This window comes from Clostridiaceae bacterium HFYG-1003 (genome assembly GCA_024579835.1).
GTDB lineage: Bacteria > Bacillota > Clostridia > Clostridiales > Clostridiaceae > JG1575.
The window spans coordinates 2,905,005-2,917,509 of the sequence record CP102060.1 but is presented as its reverse complement, the minus strand read 5'-3'; the positions used below and the strand labels follow the sequence as shown (position 1 = coordinate 2,917,509).

The window sequence follows — 12,505 nt, the reverse complement described above, 5'->3', positions numbered from 1 at the left end:
GGAGCATTGGACCGGAATCAAAAGCAATTCATGCAAAGGATCCGGGAAGGCGTGCTTCCCGGATCCTTTTTCTGTTGGTTCAGCTTATGTAATGGAAGCCTCGTAGATGGCGTCGGTTGCTTCCTGGAGCATTGCGTTGAATTCATCATCCGTCTGATCCGCGGACAGTCCTTCGGAAAGGGCTCTGGAGAAGGATGCGATGAGGCCGTGGTTTTCAGCCAGCATCTTGTTGGAGTCTTCTCTGGAATAGCCGCCGGAAAGAGCGACTACACGCATGACTTTCGGATGGTTGATCAGTTCGGCATAGGCATTGGCATGGGTCGGGATGGTGAGCTTGAGCATGATCTGCTGGCCTTCCGGCAGCTTGTCGAGCTCTGCGAGGATCTCTTTTTTCAGGAGTTCTTCGATTTCAGGTTTCTTTTCGGAATGGATATCAACCTCAGGTTCGATGATGGGCATGAGTCCGGCAGCCAGAATCTGCTTGCCGACTTCGAACTGCTGAGCCACAACGGCCTTGACGCCTTCTTCGTTGAGTTCCTTGATGACCGATCTCATCTTGGTTCCAAAGATGTGTCTTTCATTGGCTCTGGCGAGCAGTGCATCCAGTTCCGGCATGGGTTTCATGAGCTGAACGCCGTTTTCCTGGTCGGCCAGTCCCTTGTCAACCTTAAGGAAAGGAACTACGCCCTTATTCTCCCAGAGGTAGTCTGCGGTTTTCTTGCCGTCAATGTCACGATCCATGGTCTGTTCAAACAGGATGGCTCCGAGGATGCGTTCCTGGCTGAATGCCGGGGACTTGATGATGCGGGTCCGCATCTGGTGGACCAGGTCAAACATTTCCTCTTCGGTGGAGTATCTGTCTTTGGAAATTCCATAAAGCGCAAGGGCTTTCGGGGTTGATCCGCCGGACTGATCCAGGGCGGCGATGAAACCTTTACCTTCTCTCATGCGTTTTGCTTGGTTTTCGTTCATTCTTATACCTCTCCTTTATCACTTGTTTTCATGTCAAATCGATATTTAGATTATATCATGCTTTCCAAACGTCCCTGCAGTCCAATTTCACCGGCAGGAAAAATCTTAGTAGCTGAACCGGAATTTATCCTGGACGCCCAGATAGGCTTCGGTATTATGCGCCACCTTGGCAATTTCCTTTTCATTCAGGCGAATGCCTTCCCGATCCATCAGATAGTTAAGGATTTTGAGCTTTTCAAAGACTTCCATATTGGCCTGGGCGTCATTGGCGGCCCGGTGCCGGCCTTCCCAGGGAATCTGCAGGATCTCGGTCAGATGGGACAGTCCGCAGGTGCCCGGCATGAAGCGCCGCGCGAAATGGAGCGTATCAAACACCTGGTTGTCGAAGGAAATGCCCATGGCCTGACCAACCTGGAGCAGGTTCTTCATATCATTGTTGATGAGATCATGACCGACGATGATCCGCTCGCCCACAAACTGCTTGAGTTCGGGCAGCACCTGCCAGATGCTGCGCCGGCCCGACACCATCTTGTCGGAGATGCCGGTCAGCTGGACGATCTCCCGGGGGATTCGGATGCCCGGATTCACCAGCCGGGTGTAAACCCGCTCCTTACGGCCCTTTACCACCAGAACCGCTCCGATTTCAATGATGCGGTTCATGGGGCGGGACGTGGTCTCAATATCCAGACAGACATACGTGTCAAAAAACGGGTGCGAGACGATATTTTCTTTCCGAACGGTTTTTCTGATTGTGTCTTCCAATATAGCACCACCTTTCACAGGCGAAAAAACTTCCTCATGAGCCGGCCGTTCAACTACAGTATATCCTGTTTGGGCTGTAAATTCCAAAAGCCGGCCCCTGGGAGCCGACTTTTAACAAAGTGATAATAAATCGAGGGATTCGATTCAACGCTGCGTGACTCAGGCATCGACGCGCCGGGCGTGTCCGGTCAGATCCCGGGGCAGCACCAGGCAGCCGGTGAGGGCAAAGGCCGCGATGAGGCTGAGCAGAAATAAGCCGGTGAGGGCCAGGCCGTTCAGGAACGCGGGATCCGCCCCCTGAAACGGAGTGGTTTCCAGCGGGCGCAGGCGGAAGCGGTAAAGCAGGGTCAGGGTCACCGTTTCGAGGCCCAGCAGAATATTCTTGCGGCGGATGCGGCCGGCCAGTTCATCGGAAACCCGATAGAGGTCGGATCCGACCTTGAGGAGATGGGGTTCGCCTTTCACCATGACGCCTTTCAGCATCAGCTGTCCGCGGGTCAGCTGTTTCATATCAGTCATTCCTCCTGTTGTTCAGAATGTCGGGCTCCTAGTTTATCCAAGGCGGCGATCAGCTGCCCGGCGGTTCCCGCCTTGACGGCAATGCGCGCATAGCCCGGTCCCAGACCCGGCATATTCGACAGATCCCGGATCAGAATGCCTTCCTGGCGGAGCGCCTGGATCAGACGGGGCATGGCGGGATCAACCGCCAGCAGGAAATTGGCGCCGGAGGGATAAATCCGCCGGAAATATCCGCCGGACTGGAGAAGATCAGCGAGTTCCTGCCGGGCCGCCCCATTTTCTTCCCGGGAGCGCCTGCTGAAGTCTTCGTCCTCCAGCAGGATGTGGGCAATGCCCTGGGCAAAGGCTCCCACATTCCAGGTGGTGAGCTGGTGCTGGATGCGCCGGCGCCGGGCATCATCCGCGGCAATCAGATAGCCCAGGCGAACGCCGGGCAGGCCGAAGAACTTGGTCAGCGCCTTGACGACCATCAGGTTGTCGTATTCCAGGGTCAGAGGCAGCAGCATGGTGTCCTCTGCCAGATACTCTCCGAAGGTCTCATCCAGCAGGATGGCCACGCCCAGCTCCCGGCAGCTGCCGGCCAGCTCCCGGAAGGCCGATGGATCCCAGCGGGCGCCATCGGGATTGTTGGGATTGCACAGCACCAGGCCGTCCAGCGACCGTTCGGATTCCAGCCGGTCGAGAATGGCACGGGTCAGTTCCCGGCCAAGGATGCCGGTTTCCGACAGGGTCCGGTCCAGGGTCTGGCAGGGAATGCCGTGACGGAGAAAGGACAGCTCATACTCGGAAAAAGCCGGCCGCACCACCAGTCCGTGACGGAAGGCGGCAATGGCTTTATCCAGCAGCTCCACGGCCCCGTTGCCCGGAATGATCCAGTCCGGCGGGATGCTGACCCTGGCCAGGCGCGAAGCGTAGGCAGCCAGATCCCGGCGCAGAGCGCGGTACTCGATGTCCGGATAGGCCCGGGCCTGTTCCAGCAGGCGCGGCAGTTCCTCATACACTCGCGGCGGCAGCGGATGGGGATTGATGTTGGCGGACAAATCCAGGTAAGTGCGGCTGGGATCCGAATAGATGTCGCCGCCATGACCGGAGCGGGTCTTGTTTAATGAATCCATGGCAATCCTCCCATCCAGGCCGCCAGCACCAGGATCGCTGCAAAGGCCAGGACCAGCGCCTGCATCAGGCGGACGGACCGGCGGATGTCGGCGGCCTGAGCCGGCCGGCCTCCCCGGTTGATATAGGGCTTTGGTTCGGTCTTGCCCTCATAGGCGGCCGGACCGGCCAGCTCAATGCCGAGGGCGCCGGCAAAGGCCGCCTCGGGGTGGCCAGAATTGGGGCTGGCATGCTTTGAATGATCGCGAAAGTAGACGCCCAGGGCAGACGCAATGGTTCCGCCGGCAACGGGAGCCAAAAGAGCCCCCAGCAGTCCGGTGATCCGGGACGGCAGGAAGTTGAGGACGTCATCCGCCCGGGCGGAGGCCCGGCCAAAGTAGAGATACCGGTCATTGCGGTATCCGACCATGGAATCCAGGGTGTTGACGGCTTTGTAGACCATGGCTCCGGCGGGACCGAAGATTGCGCCGTAGAACATAGGCGCGATGATGCCATCCGAGGTACTCTCAGCCACGGATTCGATGCACGCCCGAATGATGCCCGGCCGGTCCAGGGATTCCGGATCCCGGCCCACGATGCGCCCGACCTGGCGCCTGGCCTGTGCCAGGGTGCCGTGCTCCACCTGATCCAGTACGCTCAGGGCTTCGCGTTTCATGGTTTCCATGGACAGGCACAGCCAGAAGATCACCACCGAGACCGCAAACCGGAGACTGCCGCGGGTGAGCTGCACCAGGAGCAGAGTCGGCAGGAGCGCCGCGGCGCACAGGCAGAGCAGCAGGCAGACCCCGCCGATCAGCTGCCGGCGGGGTTCGGTCTGAGGCTGGCGCAGTTTCTTTTCAAGAATCCGGATGAGCCGGCCGAACCCCACCACCGGATGAGGCAGCCACAGGGGATCTCCCAGGATCCGGTCAAGCAGCAGAGCGGCCAGCAGGGCCAGACTGTTTTCAAGCAAGTTGGTCTCCTCCTTCCGTTAGCGGCACAGCCGCAGGTACAGGGGCAGGGCAATGGGATCCTGCCAGCCCTCGGACCACAGACAGACGGTCTTATCCGGACGGGTCAGGCAGCCCCGGACCAGGAGTCCGGGCTGATCCGGCTTTTGTCCCAGCGCCCTGGCCGCTTTCTTCCGGAACCGTTCTGCCCGGACTTCCAGGGACAGCAGTTCGATGGGTCCGGTGCGCGCCAGCAAATCCACCAGGGATCCGCGTGCGTCTTCCGCAGTCAGCGCCTCGGCCTGGGCCACCGGAATCCAGACCCGCTCAAACAGAGCGGGCCGGTCTTCCACATAACGCAGCCGGTCAATCCGCCAGCAGGTCACCGCCTCCTCCAGCTGATCGTTGAACCGGTCGGTCTCCACCGTCGTCTTGAAGGCAAGGACCTCGGTATAAACCCGCCGGCCCTGCCCCAGCAGGCGGGCGGACAGGGACAGCTCTTCCCGCAGGGATTCCCGGCGGCCCGTGGGGAAAGTGCCCCGACCCTTGTGGCGGAACAGGAATCCTTCGGCAACGAGCAGGTCCACTGCCTTGCGCGCCGTCATCCGGGATACGCCAAATTTTTCAGCCAGCTCATTTTCGGAAGGAATGGCCGCCCCTTCCGGATAGCGGCCCCCTTCGAGCTGTTTGAGAATCGATTCGTAGATCAGCCGGTAAGCAGGCTGTTCAGTCATTTATGCCATCTCCCTCAGGAATACTTTGTAAGCACGGTAGGTCTCATACAGATCGCCCTTGGAAATGACTTCCCACGGCGCATGCATGTTCTGAACCGCAACGCCGGCGTCAATGACGGTCATGCCCATGTTGCCCATGATGTAGGCAATGGTTCCGCCGCCGCCCTGGTCGACTTTGCCCAGTTCGGCTGTCTGCCAGGCGATCTCGTTCTTGTTCATGATGCCGCGGATCTGGGCGATGAATTCCGGATCGGCATCATTGCAGCCGCCCTTTCCGCCGGAACCGGTGTACTTGTTGAACACGATGCCGCGGTTGAAGTAGGCGGTGTTCTTCGGCTCATTGACGGACGGGTAGTTCGGGTCAAAGGCTGCCGAAACATCGGAGGACAGCATTTTGGAGTTCAGGATGACCTGGCGCAGTTCGCGGGCCGAGCCTTCTCCCTTGAGTTCCATCAGATCAGCCACCAGGTGACGGAAGAAGTCGGAATGCATGCCGGTCGCGCCCTGGCTGCCCACTTCCTCTTTGTCCACCAGAATGCAGCCGGTGGTGCGCTCCGGGTTCTCCACATCGAACAGAGCCAGCATGGAGGTGTAGGCGCAGACGCGGTCATCGTGGCCGTAGCCCATGACCATGGAGCGGTCCAGGCCGTAGTCGCGGGCCCGTCCGGCCGGTACGATCTGGAGTTCGGCGGAGACGAAGTCTTCCTCAACAATGCCGTATTTCTCGTGGAGCAGCTCCAGGATGTACTTCTTGGCGCGGTCCTTGTCATCTTTCTTGCCGGCCGGTCTGGAACCGATCAGAACATTGAGGTCCTCGCCCTTGACACCCTTGGCCAGGGTCTGTTCCATCTGTTCTCTGGACAGGTGGATCAGCAGGTCGGAGATTCCGATGACCGGATCCGACGGATCTTCGCCAATGGCTACATCCACCCGGGTGCCGTCCTCCTTGAAGATCACTCCGTGCAGTGCCATCGGCAGAGCGACCCACTGGTATTTCTTGACGCCGCCGTAGTAATGGGTCTCCATCAGGCACAGGTTGTTGTCCTCGTACAGCGGATTCTGTTTGATATCCAGCCGCGGGGAGTCGATGTGCGCTCCCAGCAGGTTCATTCCTTCCGCCATGGGTTTCTGACCGATGACAAACAGGAAGATGTTGCGGTCGCGGTTGATCGCGTAAACCTTGTCCCCCGCTTTGAGGCTCTCGAAGGTGGCCACGTTCCGGAAGCCCTTGGCTTCGGCGGCCGCGACGGAATCACGGACGAATTCCCGCTCCGTTTTGGCATCGCTTAAAAAGTCGATGTAGCCCTTGGCAAAGCTGTCGCATTCCTTGAGCTGTCCCTCAGTGTAGCGATCCCAGACCAGTGTAAATTCTCTTTCCAACATATTGCATCTCCTTGTATGGATAGATTTCTTGTGCCGCTTCGGCGATCATCTTATGTTGCAGCGGCGAAGTTCAAACTGCCGCGTCATGATTGGTATGGTTTTCCCAAACTTCATTATACATAAAAAAAACGGCTCTGTGCATAGTCACAGAATACCGTTTTGTACTGGACGGGCCCGGACGAGTCGATCCTGGTCGCCCGGGGCTTTGAGAAAATCCCGGATCGAATATTGGAAATCGGCTCCAGGCCTTATTTCTGCTTCAGTTTATTGCGAAAGTAGATATGCTGAACCTTGCTGTCCTTGCCCGGCGTGATGACATCCATATCGAAATCCCCCAGCGACTCAATAAACTGATTGAGCTTGCTGTAGCCGTAGTTTCTGACATCAAAATCCGGGAACCGCTTGGCCAGCTGATTTCCGATCTTGGACAGGGAAATCCAGCCCTCCTCGTTGGAGCCCTCGCTGATGATTGAACGCAGCGACCGGCGGATCGTGCTGAGTTTGGTCTGAGGTTCGGGGCGGGTCTGCTCAGCTCTGACTGGTTCCGCCTTAACCGATACGGATTTGGAGGCTTCCGGTTTGAGCGGTTCTGGCTTCACCGGTTCCAGCAGAACGGGCAGGATCTTTTCCGCATCCGGGAATTTCGATCCATTATTTACCGGGGGTTTGACTGCCTTGACCGGAGGTTTGCGCCGGACAGATTTTACCGGGGTTTCTTTGACCAGTTCCCGGGGTTCCTTCTCTTTCTCCTCATAGGATGAAGCGTACAGGATATCCAGATACTTGAACTGGTTGCAGGCAGAAATAAAGGCAGAGGGTGTCTTGGATTCGCCCATGCCGATGACCCGCTTGCCCGATTCCCTCAGCCGGGAGGCCAGCCGGGTGAAATCCGAATCGCTGGACACCAGGCAGAAGCCCTCGACATTCCCGGAATACAGGATGTCCATGGCGTCAATGATCATGGCCGAGTCCGAGGCATTTTTCCCCTGGGTATAGCTATACTGCTGAACCGGGTTGACCGAGTAATTCAGTAGAACATCCTTCCAGGCGGAATTGGCCGGATTGGTCCAGTCCCCGTAGATCCTCCGGTAGGTCGCCACGCCGTCATTGGACAGCTCATCCAGGATAATCTTGATGTACTTGCTGGAAATATTCTCGGCATCGATTAATAAGGCATAGGTCAGTTCTTCACTCATGTTGTTTTCCTTTCAGGCGGGCAGCCGATGGTTCTTCCTTCGTTCGCCTGATGACCGTCACACGGTTCAGGGCAGACGACGAAAGTTTCAGTTCCCTTTGATCCTTCTCTGGTTTCATTATACCATCCGCCGCCCTCCAACGAAAAAAACAGCCGGAGAATCCGTGCTGTTTCTTTCTTCCTATATATAATAGCCATTTAGGCCATGCCCCGGTGAGGCTCCGGACTGGTGAAGCTCCGGACCAACGAGGATCAGATCTGGGTGATGACCGGCACCGGGGATGCCCCGGATCGGTGAGGATCGGATCAGGCCACAGGTCTGGCGCGATGAGCCGGTTCTGAGCTATTTCTTCTGGTAGCCTTCCCAAACCGGGAACTGGGCTCCCTTGTATACTTCGAGCATGAGGTCGCCGATGGCCTGGGACTGGTATTCCTGAACGATCCGCTTGAAGACCGGGTTGTCCTTGTCTTCGGCCTGAGCCGCGATCAGGTTGAAGTACGGCTGGGAAGCATCGGTTACCGGTTCAAGGAAAATTGCGTCTTCTGCCGGGGAATAGCCTGCATCCACTGCCAGGTCGGTGTTGATGATGGCGGCGGCTACGTCCTTCAGGGAGCGGGCAGTCTGAGCGGCATTGAGTTCGGTAATGGTCAGGTTGAGTTTGTTTTCAGCAATGTCTGCCTGGGTCGGGGTGAGATTGGAAGCATCCTTGAGCTTGATCAGACCGGCGGATTCCAGAACCTTCAGCGCCCGTCCCAGATTGGTCGGATCGTCCGGAATGGCGATGGTGTCTCCGCTCTTGATCTCCGAGGGGGATTTATACTTCTCGGAGTACAGGCCGATGGGGGACAGGAAGGTGTCGCCGATGGATACCAGCTTGTTGCCGTTGGCATTGTTGAAGGAATCGAAGTAGATGTGGTGCTGGAAGGAGTTCAGATCCAGGTCTCCGTCATAGAGCGCCTGATTGACCGGTGTGTATTCGGTGAATTCCACAATCTCAATCTCAATGTTTTCCTTGGCCAGATTGGTTTTGATTTGATCCCACAGTTCGTGCTTGGAGCCGATGACCCCCAGCCTGACCTTGGTAACGGCTGCTGTCTGAGCAGTCGTTGTGGCCGGAGCAGTCCCGGAAGTGGAAGGCTGGGTAGCGGGAGCGGCCGGCGCGCAGGCGCTCAGGAAGAGCTGTCCGGTCAGAAGCAGGGCGGTTGCGAATAAATTAGTTCTTTTCATGATAATTCCTCACTTTTATTTTATTATTTTTTATTTTTAGTTCTCTTATGGTTTTGGTTGATTGATTGCTGAGGCATGATCCGGTTCGATTCTGCCTTCATACCTGTTGTTTCGATTCTGCCTTCATCCGATCTGAGCTCCGATCGGATGGAGGCAGTCAATGGCTCATTGTTCTGTTTATTGTCTTTACTCTCTGATTGCGTACATTCCCCCTGTCGGACTTGCCGTCGGCCGGATTGCTGTTTATTCCATAGGATCTAAGTTCGAACATTCCATTTGCTGATGGCTGTTTTGCTTATACTGATGAGGTTTGAATTTTTGATGTTAATGGGTTGTCCGGCGCTCCAGGAAATTGCCGATGATCTGAATGATGAAGACAATGACCAGGATCAGGACGGTGGAGACAAGAATGACATCGTTCTGAAAGCGGTTATAGCCGATGGAGATGGCCATTTTCCCGAGTCCCCCTCCGCCAATGGCTCCGGCCATGGCGGTCAGGCCTAGAACGGAGATCAGGGTCAGGGTGGAGACACGGATCAGGGCCGGGGTGGATTCCGGCAGCCAGACTTTCCGGACGATTTCCAGCGGTCCCAGGCCCATGGCTCGGGCGGCTTCGATGACTCCCGGATTGACGGTTGCCATGGCCGCTTCGACCTGACGGGCGAAAAAGGGAGCGGATCCCACGACCAGGGGGACGATGGAGGCTTTGGTGCCGATGGTGGTGCCCACAATGACCCGGGTCATCGGAGAGATGATGGCCAGCATGATGATGAAGGGGACGGACCGGCCGATGTTGACGATTTTATCCAGGATGCCGTACACCCGCCGGTTGGCCAGCAAACTGTTCTCCCGGGTCAGTACCAGGACAATTCCCAGGATGAGCCCGAGGATCCCGGCGATCAGGCCGGTCCAGAACAGCATGTAGAGCGTGGCTCCGGTTTCGGTGATGAACTGCTCCTTCTGCCGGATGACATTTGTAAAATCCATTTTGTTTAATCCTCCTTCAAGCGGATGCGCTGTACTCTGACTCCGTCGGCTTCCATGATGGAAATGGCTTCGTTGATCTTTAAGCGGTCGCCTTCAAAAGCAACCAGCAGATTTCCAAAGGGCGTCTTATTGAGAAACTCGACGTTGCCGGACAGGATGTTGGTGGTAATGCCGTGGTCTCGCTGCAGTGTGGCGATGAATGGTTCCCGGAAGCGGTCCCCGACAAAGGTCAGGATATAGATCTCATTGCCGCCCAGCCGGAAGGCTGCCTGGTTTTCCAGGACTTTACTGACATCCTCGTCCATATTCGTTGCGGTGCGCACGAATTTTTCCGTCAGCGGATTCTTCGGGTTGGAAAAGATTTCCACCACCGACCCTTCTTCGACGATGAGGCCGGAGTCCATGACGAACACCCGGGTGCACAGCTCTTTGACAACCTGCATTTCATGGGTGATAACAACCAGGGTCAGATTCAGCTTGCGGTTCAGATCCGCCAGGAGTTTGAGAATCGATTTGGTTGTCTCCGGATCCAGGGCACTGGTGGCTTCGTCGCACAGCAGAATTTCCGGATTGTTTGCCAGAGCCCGAGCGATGGCCACACGCTGTTTCTGGCCGCCGGACAGTTCGGAAGGATAGGCCAGCTTTTTGCCGGATATTCCTACCAGCGCCAGAAGCTCGTCCACCCGCTGATCCACCTGATTCTTGTCCAGCGCCCCCAGTGCCAGGGCGATGTTGTCCCGCACCGTTCTGGAATTCATCAGGTTGAAGTGCTGAAAGATCATGCCGATCTTGCGCCGGCGGTCTCTCAGTTCCCGTTCACTCATGGTCGTCAGGTCTTCCCCGTTGACCAGCACCTGGCCGGAAGTCGGCCGGGTCAGGAGATTAATGGTTCGCACCAGGGTGCTCTTGCCGGCGCCCGAGTAGCCGACAATCCCCACGATCTCTCCTTTTTCAATCGTCAGTGACGCATCGCTGACCGCGTGGAGCTGACCCGAGCCCTGACCAAAGGTCACTGCGACATTCCTTAATTCAATCATTTGCTTCCTCCCAATAAAAAAATCCCTCCGGGTTCCCTAGAACCGGAAGGACGAATCATCGTGTTACCACCTTGCCATCGGAAGACAGGTCACCCTGCATTCCCTCATGGAGTACGATCATACTCCGATGCTGTATCGGGCATTCCCGTTCCCGGTTCGAGAAACTCTCACCGGAATAAGCTCCGCGGCCATCTTCGTGCACCCCCTCATCCGCTGCTCTCACCCTAATGCAGCTTCTCTGTAGAATTACCTGATGCCTACTCACCGTTTCATCGCCTGAGTATTTGATTGTTCTGATGAAAACAAAAAAGCTTCCATCCTTGCCTGAAGGACGAAAACTTCAATTTCCGTGTTACCACCTTGATTTATCCAGACCTCACAGTCCGAACCTTGCGAAGTACGATCATACTTCCATGCTGTAACGTGCATCCACGTAAGAGCCTACTGATTCGTTCAGCTCTTCCCTTCACAGGCCATCTTCACCGTTCTTCTCATCGTCCCTTTTCACCAGGCGGGACTCTCTGTCAGATTCAAAGGTTTCGGTTACTCTTCTGCTCAACAGGTTTGTCATTGGTATTACTATACTCAACCAAAAAAAGAAAGTCAAGGCACCGAAAACTTTTACATAAAAAATTCTTCATGTTTTTTTCGGTTTTCTCATCAGATTGCTATGCATCCCTCGATATCCTTGCGTAAACTCAAATGATCGTTGCCCTGGAATAGAATTTACTGCTGAATTGAATCAATGAAATGATCAATCACTCCGTTCTCAATCTCGATCAGACGATCACAAACCTCAAGGTCTTCTTGTATGTGGCTTGCGATAACAACAGTACACCCCCGTTTTTTTTCTGACCGAATCAGCTCATAAAAATCAGACCGACTCGCCCTGCTTGATTGTCTGTCCATTAACAGCAACTGTGCCTGAAGTAGGTAAAATAAGTCCTGCCATAGCACGGAGCAACATCGTTTTACCTGAAGCGTTTCGTCCGAGAATACCGATACACTCACCTTTTGAAACACATCAATCAATGTTATTTAAAACAGTCTTTCCCCGGAAAATCTTTGTATATTGGTTTAATCTGACCATCTTATCTTCACATCTTCCGAACACCCATGCCATCATGCAGGTTCATTCCTATCCAAGCAGGCTGATCATTTCATGCAGCATAAAGAGAACGAGGTTCTTAAGGCAAAAAGCAGAAAGACTGAGGCTTCCCTCAGTCTTTCTGCCGGTTATTTGGTTGGATCCACGCCTCGTTCCAGGATTTCGATCCAGTAGCCATCGGGGTCACCGATGAAGTAGAGATCCATATCACGGTTCTCATAGATAATCACGCCCATTTCCGAGTGGAGCTGATAGGCTTCCTTCTTGTCTTCGACCGCGAAGGCCATGTGGATTTCATTGTCTCCCAGATTATAGGGCTCTGTCCGGTCATTGAGCCAGGTCAGCTCCAGCTCATAATCCGACGATCCGTCCCACAGGTAGACCAAGATAAAGTTGCCTTCGTTGACATAGCGCCGCTTCTCGGTCAGTCCCAGAGCCTTCTCGTAGAAAGCCATTGATTTGTCCAGGTCCAGGACGTTGATGTTGTTGTGGAGAAATCTTCCTTTAACCATGAGGTTCCCTCCGTTTTCTTTTGATT

Annotated in this window: 13 protein-coding genes and 1 other annotated feature; all 13 genes read right to left on the bottom strand. The window is 55.6% G+C overall.

Annotated elements, in window-relative coordinates; genetic code table 11:
- Window positions 1–84 precede the first annotated feature (84 nt).
- Entirely contained in the window at window positions 85–972 is an 888-nt protein-coding gene (locus tag NQU17_13080; protein ID UUM11560.1) for a fructose bisphosphate aldolase, read from the bottom strand.
- A gap of 105 nt (window positions 973–1,077) precedes the next feature.
- Window positions 1,078–1,734 (bottom strand): 3'-5' exonuclease, encoded by a 657-nt coding sequence (locus NQU17_13075; GenBank protein UUM11559.1) that lies wholly within the window; start codon window positions 1,732–1,734, stop codon window positions 1,078–1,080.
- Window positions 1,735–1,893: 159 nt separating this feature from the next.
- The gene (locus NQU17_13070) at window positions 1,894–2,244 is read right to left on the bottom strand and encodes a hypothetical protein (GenBank protein UUM11558.1); all 351 of its coding nucleotides are present in this window, start codon (window positions 2,242–2,244) and stop codon (window positions 1,894–1,896) included.
- Window positions 2,245–2,249: 5 nt separating this feature from the next.
- Window positions 2,250–3,368, bottom strand: a complete 1,119-nt coding sequence (locus NQU17_13065; GenBank protein ID UUM11557.1) for an aminotransferase class I/II-fold pyridoxal phosphate-dependent enzyme — start codon at window positions 3,366–3,368, stop codon at window positions 2,250–2,252.
- Window positions 3,356–4,318 (bottom strand): adenosylcobinamide-phosphate synthase CbiB, encoded by a 963-nt coding sequence (cbiB, locus tag NQU17_13060; protein ID UUM11556.1) that lies wholly within the window; start codon window positions 4,316–4,318, stop codon window positions 3,356–3,358. The genes NQU17_13065 and cbiB overlap by 13 nt, the downstream gene beginning before the upstream one ends.
- Before the next feature lie 18 nt (window positions 4,319–4,336).
- Window positions 4,337–5,029 carry a GntR family transcriptional regulator gene (locus NQU17_13055; protein UUM11555.1) on the bottom strand — a complete coding sequence of 231 codons (693 nt, stop codon included), beginning with the start codon at window positions 5,027–5,029 and terminating at the stop codon, window positions 4,337–4,339.
- Complete coding sequence (locus tag NQU17_13050) at window positions 5,030–6,412, bottom strand: aminopeptidase (GenBank protein UUM11554.1); 1,383 nt, start codon at window positions 6,410–6,412, stop codon at window positions 5,030–5,032. It lies immediately after the preceding gene.
- 248 nt (window positions 6,413–6,660) lie between these two features.
- Window positions 6,661–7,608 (bottom strand): NYN domain-containing protein, encoded by a 948-nt coding sequence (locus NQU17_13045; GenBank protein ID UUM11553.1) that lies wholly within the window; start codon window positions 7,606–7,608, stop codon window positions 6,661–6,663.
- Window positions 7,601–7,726, bottom strand: coding sequence for a hypothetical protein (locus tag NQU17_13040; protein UUM11552.1), 126 nt, complete (start codon window positions 7,724–7,726; stop codon window positions 7,601–7,603). Before NQU17_13040 ends, NQU17_13045 begins: the two co-directional genes overlap by 8 nt.
- A 224-nt stretch (window positions 7,727–7,950) precedes the next feature.
- Window positions 7,951–8,835 carry a MetQ/NlpA family ABC transporter substrate-binding protein gene (locus NQU17_13035; GenBank protein ID UUM11551.1) on the bottom strand — a complete coding sequence of 295 codons (885 nt, stop codon included), beginning with the start codon at window positions 8,833–8,835 and terminating at the stop codon, window positions 7,951–7,953.
- A 324-nt stretch (window positions 8,836–9,159) separates the two neighbouring features.
- Window positions 9,160–9,822, bottom strand: a complete 663-nt coding sequence (locus tag NQU17_13030; GenBank protein ID UUM11550.1) for an ABC transporter permease — start codon at window positions 9,820–9,822, stop codon at window positions 9,160–9,162.
- A 5-nt stretch (window positions 9,823–9,827) separates the two neighbouring features.
- Entirely contained in the window at window positions 9,828–10,859 is a 1,032-nt protein-coding gene (locus tag NQU17_13025) for an ATP-binding cassette domain-containing protein (GenBank protein ID UUM11549.1), read from the bottom strand.
- Window positions 10,860–11,183: 324 nt separating this feature from the next.
- Window positions 11,184–11,427, bottom strand: a binding site (T-box leader).
- A gap of 668 nt (window positions 11,428–12,095) precedes the next feature.
- Entirely contained in the window at window positions 12,096–12,479 is a 384-nt protein-coding gene (locus NQU17_13020; protein UUM11548.1) for a VOC family protein, read from the bottom strand.
- Window positions 12,480–12,505: the final 26 nt, after the last annotated feature.

Coding starts and splice junctions, on each gene's coding strand:
- NQU17_13080 (UUM11560.1), bottom strand. CDS start 972: ATGAACGAAAACCAAGCAAAACGCATGAGAGAAGGTAAAGGTTTCATC.
- NQU17_13070 (UUM11558.1), bottom strand. CDS start 2,244: ATGAAACAGCTGACCCGCGGACAGCTGATGCTGAAAGGCGTCATGGTG.
- NQU17_13065 (UUM11557.1), bottom strand. CDS start 3,368: ATGGATTCATTAAACAAGACCCGCTCCGGTCATGGCGGCGACATCTAT.
- NQU17_13055 (UUM11555.1), bottom strand. CDS start 5,029: ATGACTGAACAGCCTGCTTACCGGCTGATCTACGAATCGATTCTCAAA.
- NQU17_13050 (UUM11554.1), bottom strand. CDS start 6,412: ATGTTGGAAAGAGAATTTACACTGGTCTGGGATCGCTACACTGAGGGA.
- NQU17_13045 (UUM11553.1), bottom strand. CDS start 7,608: ATGAGTGAAGAACTGACCTATGCCTTATTAATCGATGCCGAGAATATT.
- NQU17_13040 (UUM11552.1), bottom strand. CDS start 7,726: ATGAAACCAGAGAAGGATCAAAGGGAACTGAAACTTTCGTCGTCTGCC.
- NQU17_13035 (UUM11551.1), bottom strand. CDS start 8,835: ATGAAAAGAACTAATTTATTCGCAACCGCCCTGCTTCTGACCGGACAG.
- NQU17_13030 (UUM11550.1), bottom strand. CDS start 9,822: ATGGATTTTACAAATGTCATCCGGCAGAAGGAGCAGTTCATCACCGAA.
- NQU17_13025 (UUM11549.1), bottom strand. CDS start 10,859: ATGATTGAATTAAGGAATGTCGCAGTGACCTTTGGTCAGGGCTCGGGT.
- NQU17_13020 (UUM11548.1), bottom strand. CDS start 12,479: ATGGTTAAAGGAAGATTTCTCCACAACAACATCAACGTCCTGGACCTG.